The organism is Silvania hatchlandensis, assembly GCF_025564065.1.
In the GTDB taxonomy this organism is placed as follows: Bacteria; Pseudomonadota; Gammaproteobacteria; order Enterobacterales; family Enterobacteriaceae; genus Enterobacter; species Enterobacter hatchlandensis.
The window spans coordinates 13,111-30,224 of record NZ_JAMGZK010000041.1 but is presented as its reverse complement, the minus strand read 5'-3'; the positions used below and the strand labels follow the sequence as shown (position 1 = coordinate 30,224).

At 55.9% G+C, this 17,114-nt stretch carries 15 protein-coding genes; 3 read left to right on the top strand and 12 right to left on the bottom strand.

The annotated features are described in order from the left end of the window. Positions 1-453: 453 nt before the first annotated feature. The 8 genes from sucD to sdhC all read right to left on the bottom strand — a co-directional run bounded on the left by sucD (position 454) and on the right by sdhC (position 10,096). Positions 454-1,323 carry a succinate--CoA ligase subunit alpha gene (gene sucD, locus M8014_RS05270; RefSeq protein ID WP_032617085.1) on the bottom strand — a complete coding sequence of 290 codons (870 nt, stop codon included), beginning with the start codon at positions 1,321-1,323 and terminating at the stop codon, positions 454-456. Beyond that, on the bottom strand, positions 1,323-2,489 hold the full coding sequence (gene sucC, locus M8014_RS05265) for an ADP-forming succinate--CoA ligase subunit beta (RefSeq protein WP_142488718.1): 1,167 nt from the start codon (positions 2,487-2,489) through the stop codon (positions 1,323-1,325). The genes sucD and sucC overlap by 1 nt, the downstream gene beginning before the upstream one ends. 86 nt (positions 2,490-2,575) lie before the next feature. Continuing rightward, the gene (gene odhB, locus M8014_RS05260) at positions 2,576-3,799 is read right to left on the bottom strand and encodes a 2-oxoglutarate dehydrogenase complex dihydrolipoyllysine-residue succinyltransferase (protein WP_271281490.1); all 1,224 of its coding nucleotides are present in this window, start codon (positions 3,797-3,799) and stop codon (positions 2,576-2,578) included. 14 nt (positions 3,800-3,813) lie between these two features. Next, positions 3,814-6,621 (bottom strand): 2-oxoglutarate dehydrogenase E1 component, encoded by a 2,808-nt coding sequence (gene sucA, locus M8014_RS05255; RefSeq protein ID WP_271281489.1) that lies wholly within the window; start codon positions 6,619-6,621, stop codon positions 3,814-3,816. Positions 6,622-6,852: 231 nt separating this feature from the next. Further along, on the bottom strand, positions 6,853-7,569 hold the full coding sequence (locus M8014_RS05250; protein ID WP_271281488.1) for a succinate dehydrogenase iron-sulfur subunit: 717 nt from the start codon (positions 7,567-7,569) through the stop codon (positions 6,853-6,855). A gap of 15 nt (positions 7,570-7,584) precedes the next feature. Then, complete coding sequence (gene sdhA, locus M8014_RS05245) at positions 7,585-9,351, bottom strand: succinate dehydrogenase flavoprotein subunit (protein WP_271281487.1); 1,767 nt, start codon at positions 9,349-9,351, stop codon at positions 7,585-7,587. Further along, positions 9,351-9,698, bottom strand: coding sequence for a succinate dehydrogenase membrane anchor subunit (gene sdhD, locus M8014_RS05240; protein ID WP_271269185.1), 348 nt, complete (start codon positions 9,696-9,698; stop codon positions 9,351-9,353). Before sdhD ends, sdhA begins: the two co-directional genes overlap by 1 nt. Beyond that, positions 9,692-10,096: a succinate dehydrogenase cytochrome b556 subunit gene (sdhC, locus tag M8014_RS05235; protein ID WP_271281486.1), complete on the bottom strand. Its 405-nt coding sequence runs from the start codon at positions 10,094-10,096 to the stop codon at positions 9,692-9,694. The genes sdhD and sdhC overlap by 7 nt, the downstream gene beginning before the upstream one ends. 326 nt (positions 10,097-10,422) lie before the next feature. Here sdhC and M8014_RS22835 point away from each other — a divergent pair, with 326 nt between their 5' ends. The 3 genes from M8014_RS22835 (at position 10,423) to M8014_RS05225 (ending at position 13,906) form a co-directional block, all read left to right on the top strand. Next, the gene (locus M8014_RS22835; RefSeq protein ID WP_418936630.1) at positions 10,423-10,530 is read left to right on the top strand and encodes a hypothetical protein; all 108 of its coding nucleotides are present in this window, start codon (positions 10,423-10,425) and stop codon (positions 10,528-10,530) included. A 207-nt stretch (positions 10,531-10,737) separates the two neighbouring features. After that, complete coding sequence (locus M8014_RS05230; RefSeq protein ID WP_271281485.1) at positions 10,738-12,024, top strand: citrate synthase; 1,287 nt, start codon at positions 10,738-10,740, stop codon at positions 12,022-12,024. A 328-nt stretch (positions 12,025-12,352) separates the two neighbouring features. Then, positions 12,353-13,906: a peptide MFS transporter gene (locus M8014_RS05225; RefSeq protein ID WP_271281484.1), complete on the top strand. Its 1,554-nt coding sequence runs from the start codon at positions 12,353-12,355 to the stop codon at positions 13,904-13,906. A gap of 43 nt (positions 13,907-13,949) precedes the next feature. Here the strand turns inward: M8014_RS05225 and nei are convergent, their stop codons facing one another. Genes nei through M8014_RS05205 form a run of 4 tightly spaced genes read right to left on the bottom strand, consistent with a single transcriptional unit; the run spans position 13,950 to position 17,112 of the window. Further along, complete coding sequence (nei, locus tag M8014_RS05220) at positions 13,950-14,741, bottom strand: endonuclease VIII (RefSeq protein ID WP_271281483.1); 792 nt, start codon at positions 14,739-14,741, stop codon at positions 13,950-13,952. Positions 14,742-14,755: 14 nt separating this feature from the next. Then, a complete protein-coding gene (gene pcp, locus M8014_RS05215) occupies positions 14,756-15,400 on the bottom strand; it encodes a pyroglutamyl-peptidase I (protein WP_271281482.1) in 645 nt (214 codons plus the stop codon). A gap of 9 nt (positions 15,401-15,409) precedes the next feature. Beyond that, complete coding sequence (locus tag M8014_RS05210; RefSeq protein WP_271281481.1) at positions 15,410-16,405, bottom strand: DUF979 domain-containing protein; 996 nt, start codon at positions 16,403-16,405, stop codon at positions 15,410-15,412. Continuing rightward, on the bottom strand, positions 16,402-17,112 hold the full coding sequence (locus tag M8014_RS05205; protein WP_271281480.1) for a DUF969 domain-containing protein: 711 nt from the start codon (positions 17,110-17,112) through the stop codon (positions 16,402-16,404). Before M8014_RS05205 ends, M8014_RS05210 begins: the two co-directional genes overlap by 4 nt. Between the last annotated feature and the right edge of the window lie 2 nt (positions 17,113-17,114).

The window sequence follows — 17,114 nt, the reverse complement described above, 5'->3', positions numbered from 1 at the left end:
GACCAGTTTGATCGGGAACAATTTAACGTCTTTTGAAGCCCTTTTCCAGGCATTAAATATTGATATAAATCAATCTTGAGCCGTGGTGTTAAAGGTGTTTCTTGATGGTAAATCTGATGATTTTTTTGTTAACTTTATGTTGGCGTTATGCGCCAATGGTTATTGAATCAGCTCTGAAATATAAATAAAGGTGATTTAAATTAACGTGAGGTGGGCGAAGTATTTTAATAAAAGGCAAACCATTAAGCGTAGTAACTTACCAGCAAGTTTCCAGTCTGCTTATATCTGAAGTTTTAATAACAAATATTTTACTTTTAATTCCATTAGACTTAACACCGCACTGTTATCATTTTGTTAGCGGTCAAAAATAAAAAAAGGCCACCTTACGATGGCCAACCATGTCGAAACAGACATTATTATGTCAAAGCTCCCCGCACGGGGAGCAGAGAGGATTTACTTAATGATGGATTTCAGCGCTTCGCCGATATCCGCCAGGCTGCGAACGGTTTTCACGCCTGCTGCTTCCAGCGCTGCGAACTTCTCGTCCGCAGTACCTTTGCCGCCTGCGATGATAGCGCCCGCATGGCCCATACGTTTGCCTTTCGGCGCCGTTACACCGGCGATGTAGCCAACAACCGGTTTGGTAACGTGATCTTTAATGTACGCAGCCGCTTCTTCTTCTGCGCTACCGCCGATTTCACCGATCATCACGATGGCTTCAGTCTGCGGATCTTCCTGGAACAGCTTCAGGATGTCGATGAAGTTAGAGCCCGGGATCGGGTCGCCGCCGATGCCCACACAGGTGGACTGGCCGAAACCGTAGTCGGTGGTCTGCTTAACCGCTTCATAGGTCAGCGTACCGGAGCGGGAAACGATGCCCACTTTGCCCGGCTTGTGAATGTGACCCGGCATGATGCCGATTTTACATTCGCCTGGGGTGATCACACCTGGGCAGTTCGGGCCAATCATGCGTACGCCAGCTTCATCCAGTTTCACTTTCACGGTCAGCATATCCAGCGTCGGGATGCCTTCAGTGATGGTGATGATCAGTTTGATGCCTGCGTCGATCGCTTCCAGAATGGAGTCTTTACAGAACGGAGCCGGAACGTAGATAACGGTCGCGGTAGCGCCTGTCGCTTCTACAGCTTCACGCACGGTGTTGAACACCGGCAGGCCCAGATGCGTGGTGCCGCCTTTGCCTGGGGTGACGCCGCCAACCATTTGCGTACCGTATGCAATCGCCTGCTCAGAGTGGAATGAACCCTGGCTGCCGGTAAAGCCCTGGCAGATGACCTTCGTGTCTTTATTAATTAAAACGGACATTATTTCCCCTCCACTGCGGCAACTACCTGCTGAGCGGCATCCGTCAGACTTTTCGCTGCAATAATATTCAGGCCGCTGTCAGCCAGTTTTTTCGCGCCGAGTTCAGCGTTGTTACCTTCCAGACGCACCACCACCGGGACGTTAACGCCCACTTCTTCTACCGCACCGATGATACCGTCGGCGATCAGGTCGCAACGCACGATGCCGCCAAAGATGTTAACCAGAACGGCTTTGACGTTGTCATCGGAAAGAATGATTTTGAAGGCTTCGGTTACGCGCTCTTTGGTTGCGCCACCGCCTACGTCGAGGAAGTTGGCCGGCTCACCGCCGTGCAGCTTAACGATGTCCATGGTGCCCATTGCCAGGCCCGCACCGTTAACCATGCAACCGATGTTGCCATCGAGTGCCACGTAGTTCAGTTCCCACTGTGCAGCCTGCGCTTCACGTGGATCTTCCTGAGACTGGTCGCGCATTTCGCGCAGATCCGCCTGGCGGAACAGCGCATTGCCGTCAGCGCCCAGCTTGCCGTCGAGGCAGATCAAATCGCCCTGCTTAGTGATCACCAGCGGGTTGATTTCGATCAGCGCCAGGTCGCGCTCCAGGAAGATGTTTGCCAGACCCATGAAGATCTTAGTGAACTGCTGAACCAGTTTGCCTTCCAGACCCAGTTTGAATGCCAGCTCGCGTCCCTGGTAAGGCATTGGGCCTGCCAGCGGATCGATAGCCACTTTGTGGATCAGGTGCGGGGTCTCTTCCGCCACTTTTTCGATTTCCACGCCGCCTTCGGTAGAGGCCATAAACACCACGCGACGGGAGCTACGGTCTACCACTGCGCCGAGGTACAGTTCTTTTGCAATGTCGGTCGCCGCTTCAACCAGGATCTGGTTAACCGGCTGGCCGCTCGCGTCTGTCTGGTAGGTCACCAGACGTTTGCCCAGCCAATGCTCAGCAAATGCGCGGATCTCTTCTTTACTGTTAACGACCTTCACACCACCCGCTTTACCGCGGCCACCAGCGTGAACCTGACATTTAACAACCCAAGGACCCGCGCCGATTTTTGATGCGGCTTCTTCTGCTTCACGTGGGGTATTGCAGGCATAACCCACCGGAGCCGGTAAGCCATACCGGGCAAACAGCTGTTTAGCCTGATATTCATGTAAGTTCATGTGTTCTATCCATCCTTCAGGGTAATCGTGAGGTCATGCTTTTATAGGCCCGGCTGACAACGCGCCGCCGGGCAAGACTACGAAAACTATACGTCCAGCAGCAGACGGGTCGGATCTTCCAGCAGCTCTTTAATCGCCACCAGGAAGCCCACGGACTCGCGGCCATCGATCAGACGGTGATCGTAAGAGAGCGCCAGATACATCATCGGCAGGATCTCGACTTTACCGTCAACCGCCATCGGACGATCTTTGATGGCGTGCATGCCCAGGATCGCGCTCTGCGGTGGGTTGATGATCGGGGTAGACATCAGCGAACCGAATACGCCGCCGTTGGTAATGGTGAAGTTACCGCCGGTCAGATCTTCAACTGTCAGCTTGCCGTCGCGGCCTTTCAGTGCCAGCTCTTTAATGCCTTTCTCAACGTCCGCCATGCCCAGGGTATCCACGTCACGCAGAACCGGGGTCACCAGGCCGCGCGGGGTAGATACCGCCATGCTGACGTCGAAGTAGTTGTGATACACCACATCTTCGCCATCGATAGAGGCGTTAACTTCCGGGTAGCGTTTCAGCGCTTCAACAACCGCTTTGACGTAGAAGGACATAAAGCCCAGACGGATACCGTGACGTTTCTCAAACGCGTCACCGTACTGCTTACGCAGGTCCATGATTGGCTTCATGTTGACTTCGTTGAAGGTGGTCAGCATCGCGGTGGAGTTTTTCGCTTCCAGCAGACGCTCAGCCACACGCTTACGCAGACGGGTCATCGGAACGCGTTTTTCGCTGCGCGCGCCCAGAGCAGGCTGTGCAGTCGGAGCTGCTGCAGCCGGGGCTTTAGCTTCGGCTTGCGCCGGGGCTTTAGCCAGATGTTTATCCACATCTTCACGGGTCAGACGGCCGCCAACGCCGGTGCCTTTAATGGCCGCCGCGTCAAGGTTGTGCTCTGCCAGCAGGCGACGGATCGCCGGGCTCAGGGCATCGTTGTTCTGCTCGGACAGAGAAGCCTGCTGGCGCTGGGCCGGCGTAGACGCTTTCTCTTCAGTTTTTGCGCTGGACTCTTTGCCCGCACTGTTGCCTTCACGCAGGCGACCGAGGATCTGGCGAGAGGTCACGGTAGTGCCTTCATCTTCCAGGACTGCATCCAGAATGCCATCCGCCGAAGCCGGTACTTCCAGTACCACTTTGTCAGTTTCGATTTCTACCAGCACTTCGTCACGCTTGACGACATCGCCCGGTTTTTTGTGCCAGGTCGCAACGGTTGCATCGGCAACGGACTCAGGCAGGTCGGGAACAAGAATATCTACGCTACTCATTATTTATCCTTTAATTAATCGACGTTCAGCGCGTCATTGACCAGATCTTGCTGCTGCTTCTGGTGAACGGACATATATCCTACCGCCGGAGAGGCAGAGGCCGGGCGACCTGCGTAACGCAGAGCGGACCCAAATGGAATCACTTCACGGAAATGATGCTGGCTACAGTACCATGCGCCCTGGTTGAGGGGCTCTTCCTGGCACCAGACAAAATCATGCACGTGAGCATAAGGTTTTAACGCTTCCTGCATCGCCTGATGCGGGAACGGATACAGCTGCTCGATACGCACAATAGCGACATCTTTCTGGCCATTCTTGCGACGCTGCTCCAGCAGATCGTAATAAACCTTACCAGAACACATCACCACACGTTTCACCGCCTGCGGATCCAGGTCATCAATCTCGCCAATCGCTGGCATGAAGGTGCCGTTTGCCAGCTCATCCAGCGTAGACACGGCTAACGGATGACGCAGCAGTGATTTCGGAGACATCACCACCAGCGGACGGCGCATCCCGCGCAGCGCCTGACGACGCAGCATGTGATAAACCTGTGCCGGGGTAGACGGAACACAAACCTGCATGTTCTGCTCGGCGCACAGTTGCAGATATCGCTCGAGACGGGCGGAGGAGTGCTCCGGGCCCTGCCCTTCATAGCCGTGCGGCAGCAGCATCGCCAGGCCACACATACGGCCCCACTTCTGCTCGCCGGAGCTGATGAACTGGTCGATAACCACCTGCGCACCGTTGGCAAAGTCACCGAACTGCGCTTCCCAGATGGTCAGGGTGCGCGGTTCTGCGGTGGCGTAACCGTATTCGAATGCCAGCACCGCTTCTTCAGACAGCACGGAGTCCCAGACCTTGAACTGGCCCTGACCGTTATGCACGTGCTGCAGCGGGGTGTAGGTTGAACCGTTGGTCTGGTTGTGCACCACGGCGTGACGGTGGAAGAAGGTGCCGCGGCCCGCATCTTCGCCCGACAGACGCACCGGAATGCCTTCGTCAACCAGGGTTGCGTAGGCCAGGTTTTCTGCACCGCCCCAGTCAAACAGCTTCTCGCCAGCCGCCATTGACTGACGGTCAGTGTAGATTTTCTGCACGCGGGACTGCATTTCGATAGCTTCTGGTACGGTGCTGATGCGTTTCGCCAGCTCCTGCAGACGCTTCATCTCGACCTTGTTCGGGTAGCTCTCATCCCAGTCGTGGTTGAGGTACGGCGACCAGGTAAAGGAGTGCATGTTCATCGGTCGCAGCTCTTTCACCACACATTCGCCTGCATCCAGCGCGTCACGGTACAGATTGACCATCTCGGTCGCATCTTCCAGCGTGACGATCTTGTCCGCTTCCAGCTTGTCAGCATAGATTTTGCGCGGAGTCGGATGCTTTTTGATTTTCTGATACATCAGTGGCTGAGTTGCACTTGGCTCGTCCGCTTCGTTATGGCCATGACGGCGATAGCAGAACAGATCGATAAGCACATCACGCTTAAAGGTGTTACGGAAGTCCAGCGCCAGACGGGTAACAAATGCGACCGCTTCCGGGTCATCCGCATTCACGTGGAAGATCGGCGCCTGCACCATTTTACCAATGTCGGTGCAGTACGGGGTGGAACGCGCATCCAGCGGATTCGAGGTGGTGAAGCCCACCTGGTTGTTGATCACGATGCGAACGGTACCGCCCACTTCGTAACCCCGCGCTTTGGACATGTTCAGCGTTTCCTGAACCACGCCCTGACCGGTGATCGCCGCATCACCGTGAATGGTGATTGGCAGCACTTTATTGCTGCTTGGCTCGTCCAGACGGTCCAGACGCGCGCGCACGGAGCCGATAACGACCGGACTGACGATCTCAAGGTGCGACGGGTTAAACGCCAGCGCCATGTGAACCAGGCCGCCTTTAGTTTCGATATCCGATGAGAAGCCCATGTGGTACTTCACGTCACCGGTACCGAGGTGTTCTTTATGTTTGCCCGCGAACTCGTCGAACAGATCCTGCGGCTTTTTACCCAGCACGTTGATCAGTACGTTCAGACGACCACGGTGCGCCATACCCAGCACCACTTCACGGGTGCCGCTGTTGCCCGCATGGCGGATCAGCTCTTTCAGCATCGGCACCAGCGCATCGCCGCCTTCCAGCGAAAAGCGTTTTGCCCCCGGGAATTTGGCGCCAAGGTAGCGCTCCAGCCCTTCAGCTGCGGTCAGTTCGTTGAGGAAGCGTTTCTTCTCATCGGCATTGAAGGTGGATTTACCGGCAACCGACTCGATGCGCTGTTGGATCCAGCGTTTCTCTTCGGTTGAGGTGATGTGCATGTATTCCGCACCGATCGACCCGCAGTAGGTTTGCTTCAGCGCTTCCAGCAGTTCGCCCAGCTTCATCGTGTCTTTGCCGATAGCGAAAGAACCCACGTTGTAGCTGTCCTGGAAATCAGCTTCGGTCAGATCGTGATAAGCCGGGTCTAAATCCGCCACGCGCTCCTGCTGCCACAATCCCAGTGGATCGAGGTTCGCATGCTGATGGCCGCGGAATCGATAGGCGTTGATCAGCTGCAGGACTTTAACCTGCTTCGCGTTGGTGTCAGGGTCAGAAATGGCGGAAGAGTAACGTGAGGCATCCTTCGCCAGACGACGGAAATAATCACGTGTTTTGGAATGGAATTGATCCGGTTTGACTCCCGTTCCAGGTAACTGCTGGAACATGGAACGCCAGTTAGCGTCCACTGAGTCAGGATCGGTTAAGAAGTCTTCATAGAGCTGCTCAATCCAGCTTTGGTTCGCACCAGAGAGGAAAGAAGAGTCCAGCCAGGCTTTCATTGCGCCGTTCTGCATCGTGATCCCTTAAGCATGTTTATGCTTATTTCGCCGTAGAAACTACCACGTACACCGCGTGTACGTGCCGGGGTTCACCTGCGAGCTCTTGTGCGGCCCGCGAAGGAACCTTTAGAAACTGTCTGGACTTCAGAGTAGTTCAGGGCAGTTTTTAAAGGTTTCTGCAATCTATCCCCTCTCCCCTGTGGGGAGAGGGTCTGGGTGAGGGGAAACGCGCTCCCCTCTTGTTACTCAGGCACTGCGCTGCAACAGCATCGACTTAATGTGGCCGATGGCGCGCGTCGGGTTCAGCCCCTTCGGACATACACTGACGCAGTTCATGATGCTATGGCAGCGGAATACGCTGAAAGCATCACTCAGCCCTTCAAGACGGCTGTCGGTTTCGGTATCGCGGCTGTCAATCAGGAAGCGATACGCGGCCAGCAGGCCAGCCGGGCCGACAAACTTGTCCGGGTTCCACCAGAATGACGGGCAGGACGTCGAACAACATGCACAGAGAATACACTCATACAGGCCATCGAGTTTTTCACGCTGCTCGGGCGACTGCAAATGCTCACGAGCGGGTGGATTTTGCCCATTATTCAACAAGTAAGGCTTAATCTTCTCATATTGTGCATAGAATTGCCCCATGTCCACCACCAAATCGCGCACCACTGGCAGGCCAGGCAGCGGGCGAATGACGATTTTCTGACCGGCACGCTGGAGCGCGGAGATCGGGGTGATACAGGCCAGACCGTTTTTGCCATTCATGTTCAGACCGTCGGAGCCACACACCCCTTCACGGCAGGAACGACGAAATGACAGTGTCGGATCTTTTTCTTTCAGCTGCATTAAGGCATCCAGCAGCATCATGTCACGGCCTTCTTCCGCTTCCAGGGTGTAATCCTGCATATGCGGAGCGTCATCTACATCCGGGTTATAACGATAAACTGAGAATTCGAGTTTCATTATCCTGTCTCCGCATTAGTAAGTACGAATCTTCGGCGGGAACGCCGGACGCAGTTTCGGTTCCATGTTGACTTCACGTCGCGTCATGGATTCCGACTCTGGCAGATACAGGGAATGACACAGCCAGTTTTCATCGTCCCTTTCCGGGAAGTCGAAGCGGCTATGCGCGCCACGGCTTTCGGTACGGAAGTTTGCAGAGACCGCTGTTGCAAAGGCGGTTTCCATCAGGTTATCCAGCTCCAGGCACTCGACGCGCTGGGTGTTGAATTCACTGGAGGTGTCGTCCAGACGGGCATTTTTCAGACGCTCGCGGATCACTTTCAGTTCTTCAAGCCCTTTCGCCATCGCATCACCTTCGCGGAATACCGAGAAGTTGTTCTGCATGCACGCCTGCAACGCTTTGCGGATTTCCACCGGATCTTCGCCGTTACGGTTACCGTTCCAGCGATTCAGACGTTCAAGAGAGGCCTCGATATTGGCTTCGGTAGCATCACGCAGGTCGCCCTGTTCGGCGATGGATTCCTGCAAATGCAGACCGACTGCACGACCAAACACCACCAGGTCGAGCAGCGAGTTACCGCCCAGACGGTTGGCACCATGAACCGATACGCAGGCAATTTCACCTACCGCGAACAGGCCCGGGATCACCACGTCTTCGCCCTGCTCGTTCACGGTCAGCGCCTGGCCGCTCACTTTGGTCGGAATTCCGCCCATCATGTAGTGGCAGGTTGGGATAACCGGGATCGGCTCTTTCACCGGGTCAACGTGAGCAAAGGTACGGGACAGCTCCAGGATGCCCGGCAGGCGGGATTCCAGAACCTCTTTACCCAGATGGTCGAGCTTCAGTTTGGCATGCGGGCCCCACGGACCGTCGCAGCCGCGACCTTCACGGATTTCGATCATGATGGAACGTGCCACCACGTCACGACCCGCCAGGTCTTTCGCATTCGGGGCATAACGCTCCATAAAGCGCTCGCCGTGTTTGTTCAGCAGGTAGCCACCTTCACCGCGACAGCCTTCTGTCACCAGCACGCCCGCACCGGCGATACCGGTTGGGTGGAACTGCCACATCTCCATATCCTGCACCGGCACGCCAGCGCGGATCGCCATACCGACGCCGTCACCGGTGTTGATATGGGCGTTAGTGGTGGACTGGTAAATACGGCCTGCGCCGCCGGTTGCCAGCACGGTGGCGCGGGCTTTGAAGTAAACCACTTCACCGGTTTCGATACACAGGGCGGTACACCCGACCACTGCGCCATCTTCGTTTTTAACCAGATCCAGCGCATACCACTCGGAGAAGATGGTGGTGTGGTTTTTCAGGTTTTGCTGATACAGGGTGTGCAACAGCGCGTGACCGGTACGGTCCGCTGCCGCTGCAGTACGTGCCGCCTGCTCGCCGCCGAAGTTCTTCGACTGGCCGCCAAACGGACGCTGATAGATGGTGCCGTCTTCCAGACGGGAGAAAGGCAGACCCATATGGTCCAGCTCCAGAATCGCTTCCGGGCCGGTTTTACACATATATTCGATGGCGTCCTGGTCACCGATGTAATCGGAGCCTTTTACCGTGTCATACATGTGCCATTCCCAGTTATCTTCATGGGTATTACCGAGCGCCACGGTGATGCCACCCTGCGCAGAAACGGTATGGGAACGGGTCGGGAACACTTTAGAGAGCAGCGCACAGGTCTGGCCGCTCTGGGAAATTTGCAGTGCCGCGCGCATACCTGCGCCACCGGCACCAATCACGACAGCATCAAATTCTCTGACTGGCAGTTTCATCACACACCCCACACCACAACGAATCCATAAATAACGTAAACCACCAGTGCAACCACGATTGCCAGCTGCAGAGGCAGGCGAATAGCCAGGGGTTTAACGTAATCGGTCAGTACCTGCCACATGCCGATCCAGGCGTGGATCAGAATGGAAAACAGCGCCAGCAGGGTGAAGACTTTGGTGAAAGCAGAACCGAAGAAGCCGGTCCAGATTTCCCACGTCAGGTCGCCGCTGGTGGCAAAGAAACCGATCATGTAGATGATGTAGAGCGTGAGTACGATGGCGGTAGCACGGACCAGAATGAAGTCATGTACGCCGTTGCGTCCAAATGCGGAGGCGTTGCTTACCATACGAGGACTCCTGCGAGAAGTGAAAGCACGACAGTGATGACAAATGAAATGTTAGCGGTTCGTTTGCCGGCTTCGAAGGTCTCTTCCAGATAACCAAAGTCCATCAGCATATGACGCACACCCACGACGACGTGGTAGGCCAACGCGGTCAGGATGCCCCACATGATAAATTTCACGAAGAAACCGTTCATGATGGCAGAGGCCTGCTGGAATCCTTCCGGAGACGAGAGGCTGGTACCGAGCAACCACAAGAGGATACCCACCGCGACAAACGTGATCACACCGGATACACGATGAAGGATGGACGCTATTGCCGTTACAGGGAATCGGATCGTTTTCAGATCCAGATTGACAGGTCTTTGTTTTTTCACATTTCTTATCATGAATAACGCCCACATGCTGTTCTTATTGTTTCCTTCCTCCGGACTGCGTGCGGGTCAGACAGCGTGCCTTTTATATAACTACGCGTCATGTATAACATCGCTTCCAGATGTTCAAATGACGCATTACAACGCTGGTTGGCTCGGGATTGCAGGGTTTTCCGGAGACCTGGCGGCAGTATAGGGCGTTCACAAAATCATTACAATTAACCTACATACAGTTTGTCGGGTTTTATGCCGAACAGTGATCAGAGTCACGATAACAACATCTTTTTAAATTTTAATCATCTGATTTGACAAATGTTAAACATTATTGTTACAAACGTCACCAGAAAAGGCATATAATGCGCAAAAGTTATGAGGTCTCTCTTTCACCTGAGAATAAGTTATGTAACAGTGTGATGGTATTGACCGAAGTTATCAGGACAGTTATTAGTGATATACAGGTTTGAATAATTCGGACTGCGCAAACACTGATTTGCTGTTACTTCTCTGATTTCTCATTTGTTTACCTGCTAGCGCCATTGCTCTGTACCCAGGTTTCCTCCTCGTGAGCTGAGCGGCGAGCCCAATAACAAACTGGTAACAATGATTAAACAGCTGAATGCAAATCCGGGATACGGGCAGTCTTAAGCAATAAGGCGCTAAGGAGACCGTAAATGGCTGATACAAAGGCAAAACTCACCCTAAATGGTGACGCTGCTATTGAACTGGATGTGCTAAAAGGCACGCTCGGTCAGGATGTTATTGATATCCGTACCCTAGGTTCAAAAGGTGTCTTCACCTTCGATCCAGGTTTCACCTCTACCGCATCTTGTGAATCCAAAATCACCTATATCGACGGTGATGAAGGTATCCTGCTGCACCGCGGTTTTCCCATCGATCAGTTAGCCACTGAATCCAACTATCTGGAAGTGTGCTATATCCTGCTGAACGGCGAAAAGCCGAGCCAGGAACAGTACGATGAGTTCAAAACCACCGTAACCCGCCACACCATGATCCATGAGCAGATCACCCGTCTGTTCCATGCGTTCCGTCGCGATTCACATCCGATGGCCGTGATGTGCGGCATCACCGGTGCGCTGGCCGCGTTCTATCACGATTCGCTGGACGTAAATAACCAGCGTCACCGCGATATCGCGGCGTTCCGTCTGCTGTCGAAAATGCCGACCATGGCGGCGATGTGCTACAAATACTCCATCGGTCAGCCGTTCGTTTATCCACGCAACGACCTCTCCTACTCAGGTAACTTCCTGCGTATGATGTTCGCCACGCCGTGTGAAGAGTACGAAATCAACCCGGTGCTGGAACGCGCCATGGACCGTATTCTGATCCTGCACGCGGACCACGAGCAGAACGCCTCTACCTCTACCGTACGTACCGCAGGCTCTTCAGGCGCGAACCCGTTCGCCTGTATCGCTGCGGGCATTGCCTCCCTGTGGGGACCGGCACACGGCGGCGCGAACGAAGCTGCGCTGAAGATGCTGGAAGAGATCAGCTCCGTTGAACACATTCCAGAATTCGTACGTCGTGCGAAAGACAAAAACGACTCCTTCCGTCTGATGGGCTTTGGTCATCGTGTTTACAAAAACTACGATCCGCGCGCGACCGTAATGCGTGAAACCTGCCATGAAGTGCTGAAAGAGTTGGGCACCAAAGACGACCTGCTGCAGGTGGCGATGGAGCTGGAACACATTGCGCTGAACGACCCGTACTTTATCGAGAAGAAACTGTACCCGAACGTCGATTTCTACTCGGGCATCATCCTGAAAGCAATGGGTATTCCGTCTTCCATGTTCACCGTGATCTTCGCGATGGCCCGTACCGTGGGCTGGATTGCGCACTGGAACGAAATGCACACCGACGGGATGAAAATTGCGCGTCCACGCCAGCTGTATACCGGCTACGACCAGCGCGACTTCAAAACCGACGTCGCAAAACACTAAGCCAGAACGCCGGGGAACGCCCCGGCATTTTGTGCCTGAATACCAAAATGGCCTCCCGACAATGGGCGGCCATTTTTTATCGTTTTTTGCGCCATTCCGGCGATACACTCCGTCAATCATTTTTCGCAGCGCATCAGCATAAAATCCGTAAAACTAGACATCACTCGGATTTTCGTCTTAAAGTCCCCCGGGTGGTACTAGACAAAACCACCGGCAGGTTATCAAATAGTTAAATAATATATCGCTGAATGTAAAAGAAAGACCCATCACGATGGTCAATAACATTTCAGTGTCGACCAACATCACGGCATACCTTTCGGGAGTATTTATGCAAACCTCTGCCAGTCAACACGAAAGCCGAACGTTCTTCGGTCATCCTTATCCGCTCGGCTCGCTCTTCTTCACAGAGATGTGGGAGCGATTCTCGTTCTACGGCATTCGCCCGCTTCTGATCCTGTTTATGGCGGCAACCGTATACGACGGCGGCATGGGGCTGGCGCGTGAAAACGCCTCGGCCATCGTCGGGATCTTTGCCGGCAGCATGTACCTGGCCGCGCTGCCGGGCGGCTGGCTGGCGGATAACTGGCTCGGCCAGCAAAAAGCCGTCTGGTACGGTTCAATTCTGATTGCCCTCGGCCATCTGTCGATTGCCCTCTCCGCCTTTATGGGCAGCAGCCTGTTCTTTATCGGCCTGATGTTTATCGTGCTCGGCTCCGGCCTGTTCAAGACCTGTATCTCGGTGATGGTCGGCACGCTGTACAAGAAAGACGATGCCCGTCGTGATGGCGGCTTCTCGCTATTCTATATGGGCATTAACATGGGGTCGTTTATCGCGCCGCTGATCTCTGGCTGGCTGATTAAAACCCACGGCTGGCACTGGGGCTTTGGTATTGGCGGTATCGGAATGCTGGTGGCGTTAGTCATCTTCCGCCTGTTTGCCGTGCCGGCGATGAAACGCTACGACAGCGAAGTGGGCCTCGACTCCACCTGGAATAACCCGGTGGCGAAGAAAAACGGCGTGGGCGCATGGCTGCTGGCGCTGGCCGTCGGCGTGGCGGTGATTGTGACGCTGATTGCCCAGGGCGTGATTGTGATTAACCCTGTGGCGGTTGCCAGCGTGCTGGTGTATGTCATTGCCGTCTCGGTGGCGCTGTATTTTATCTGGCTGTTTGTGTTTGCCGGGCTGAACCGCAAAGAGCGCGCCAGGCTGCTGGTGTGCTTTATCCTGCTGGTCTCCGCCGCCTTCTTCTGGTCGGCGTTCGAACAGAAACCGACCTCATTCAACCTGTTTGCCAACGATTACACCAACCGCATGATCGGTGATTTTGAGATCCCGGCAGTGTGGTTCCAGTCCATCAACGCGCTGTTTATTATTATTCTGGCACCGATCTTCAGCTGGGCCTGGCCTGCGCTGGCGCGTAAAAACGTGCGTCCGGGCAGTATCACCAAGTTTGTTATCGGTATTTTGTTTGCCGCTGGCGGCTTTGGCCTGATGATGCTGGCCGCGCAAAACGTCCTTAATGGCGCAGGCGCGGGCGTATCCCCCCTGTGGCTGGTGGGCAGTATCCTGATGCTGACCCTGGGTGAACTGTGCCTGAGCCCGATAGGGCTTGCCACCATGACCCTGCTGGCACCGGAGAGAATGCGCGGCCAGATGATGGGCCTGTGGTTCTGTGCCAGTGCGCTCGGTAACCTGGCGGCAGGCCTGATTGGCGGTCACGTGAAGGCCGATCAGCTGGATATGCTGCCTGACCTGTTCGCCCGCTGCTCCATCGCGCTGCTGATCTGTGCCGCGGTGCTGATCGTGCTGATTGTCCCGGTGCGTCGCATGCTGGCGAACGCGCAGGTGAAAGAAGCCCCTAAACCGGTGACTACCGCCTGATACAACGCCATAACATGCAAAAGCCGGGATTCACCCGGCTTTTTTATTTCTGACACCCAGGGCACCAGTAGAATGGTCGTGACGAAAGGTGAGTTCGCTCAATCGCCCCCCCGCACCGCTCGCAGGGTTTACCCTCCCGATGAAAGACCTTAAAGCGAAACAGCGCCCCGTGATGCTTATTGTCATCCACCACCCCGCGCGTGGTATACGACAGGCGCGGGATCGCCAGCAGCGCCTGCGCAAGCGCGTCAAGCTGCACCTCGCTCAGCTGAGCGGCTTTGTGCTGCGCCGCCAACGCCACCTCCCAAAGGATCTCCACCCGTAGATAGTTGCCCAACCCGGCAAGAAACGCCTGGTCCAGCAGCAGGCCGGAAAACTGCCGATTGCGAAACCGGGGCGACAGCAGCCGCGCTTTGACATCCTCTGCCGTCAGCCGGACATCCAGCACGTCCGGCCCGACCCGCTGTAGAAACGGATGGGTGGTAAGCTGTTCCGGGGTGAGCATTTCAATGTCCGAGGCGCTGTACAGCAGGACGGTTTTCTCTGCGGTTTGCAGCTTCACCCGCAGCACCCGCGTGGTTTGCGGTTCATCGCCGGTCTCAACCACCCGCCAGACGCCGTATAGCTGGTTATGGCTGTAGAGCGTCAGCTGATTCGAAAAGTGGGTCAGCAGCGCTTTGCCGCGTGTTTCTATCTGCGTCACCGTCTGGCCGACAAGCTGTGACGAGTAAGGCGCTAGCTGCGGGAAGGCAAACCACACCTCTGTGAGTGGTTTGCCTTTGATCGCCGCCTCCAGGCTATCCGCTGCACGGCGGATCTCCGGACCTTCTGGCATGTTTACATCCTTATTTAGTGTGTTGCACCGCCAGTCGCTTTAATGTCCATCGTCTGGCGTAATCCAACCGCAATGGCGATCTCCAGCGCCTGCTTCACCGTCTGCGCCGCCATGCTCGGGGCACCGGGATGGGCTGCCGCCTGCTCGGGCAGATAAGGGATATGGATGAACCCGCCCTTCGCTCCCGGTTTATCCGCCAGCTTATGCAGCAGGCCATACATCACGTGATTACAGACAAACGTCCCGGCAGTCTGGGACACCGAGGCCGGAACCCCGGCTTCGCGCAGCGCCGCCACCATCGCTTTAATGGGTAGCGTGCTAAACCACGCCGCCGGGCCGTCCGCCACAATGGCGACGTCCACCGGCTGCTGGCCGATATTATCCGCGATGCGCGCGTCGTCGACGTTGATGCCCACGCGCTCGACGGTGACATCAACCCGCCCGCCCGCCTGCCCCACGGCAATCACCAGCGTTGGGTCGAGTTCGTCGATGGCGGCATTGAGCACCGACAACGCCTCACCAAACACGCACGGCAGCTGGCGCGTCACCACGCGACAGCCGTCAATATGCATCCCTTCCAGCTGTTTAACCACTTCCCAGGAGGGGTTAATACTCTCTCCGCCAAAAGGGTCAAAACCGGTCATTAATACGGTTCGCATCATCTCTCCTTACAGGAACATCAGGAAGTACAGCAGGAACACGTTGGTGATCAGCAGGAGCACGCCTGTCGGCACCTGCGCTTTGATCACCGCATTTTTATCCGGCAGCTCCAGTAGCGCCGCGGGCACGATGTTAAAGTTGGCCGCCATTGGCGTCATCAGGGTGCCGCAGTAGCCAGAGAACATGCCAATCGCCGCCATCACCGCCGGATTACCGCCGTGCTGCAGAACCAGAATGGGGATGCCGATTCCGGCGGTGACAATCGGGAAGGCGGCGAAGGCGTTCCCCATCACCATCGTCAGCAGCGCCATGCCGATGGCATACACCGCAACGGCGATAAAGCGGCTGTCCACCGCCAGATAGGTTTTGGTCAGCCAGGAGATACCGTCACCCACGCCTGCGGCGGTAAACAGCAGCCCCAGGGTGGCGAGGATTTGCGGCAGGATAAACGCCCAGCCGATGGAGTCCAGCAGACGGCGCGCCTCCTGGATTGGCTGATGCACTTTCTCATGCGTCATCTTCACCGCCATTCCGAGGCCTATCAGCGAGCCGACGGTCATCGAGAACAGGGTTACCAGCGTCGAGTGATTCCCCGGCCCGAACAAGCCTTCCTGCAGACCGGGAATATGGTTAAACATCAACACGCCCACCACGGTAACGACTGGGATCGCCAGCGCCGGGTAGAACAGCCGGTTGCCAAGGCGCTTCGCGCTGGCCTCACGCTCCTGCGGTTGACGCTGGTGATAGCTGCCGAGACGCACGCCACCAAAGCCCGCGATCAGCGCCAGCCCTACCACCGCCACGCCGACGGCGATATGCACGCTGCGTTTATCCCCGACCAGGGCGTAAGTCCAGTCGCCGAGTAAAAACATCAGGCCGTAAATCCCCCAGAACAGCCCGGTGGTCACCCGGCGCGGGTTGGCCTTATCGCGAAACGACATTAGCGCGACAATCAGCAGCACCAGCCCTGCCAGCCAGTAAAGGTAACTCTGTTGGAAATTCATTTCGCCTCTCCCTGCACTTTGGCCAGCTCGCGTTCCAGATGTTTATCCAGCCGCCATAGCCGGGTGGCGTGAATGATAAAGGCGCAAATCGCCGTCGGGATCCCCCACAGGGCAATGTGCAGCGGTTCGGTCTGGATCCCGCCAGACTCCAGCATAAAGTTGTGCATAAAGATGATCGCCCCGAAGGCGACGAAGATATCCTCCCCGAAGAACAGCCCGACGTTGTCGGTGGCGGCAGACATCGCGCGCAGGCGATAGCGCACTGCTCCCGGCAGCTCGCCATACTTCTGCTCTGCGGCCCCTTCAGCCATCGGCGCCAGCAGCGGACGCACCATCTGCGGATGACCGCCAAGGCTGGTCAGCCCCATCGCCGCCGAGGCTTCACGCACGAAGAGGTAGACAATCAGCAGGCGTCCGGAGGTGGCGCTGCGAATTTTGGCGATCCACGCCTGGGCGCGCTCTTTGAGGCCGTGGCGCTCCAGCAGGCCGATAACCGCCAGCGGGATCAGCAGGATATAGGGCAAGTTACGGGTATTCAGGAACCCTTCGCCCAGCTTTTCCAGAATGGTGGCGAGGGGCATATGCGCCGCCAGACCGGTGACGATCCCGGCGACAATGACCACCAGCACCGGGTTAAAACGTAATAGAAATCCAACCACAATCACCGCGATACCGATGAGTGGCCAGAGGGATAGCGTCTCTGCCATGA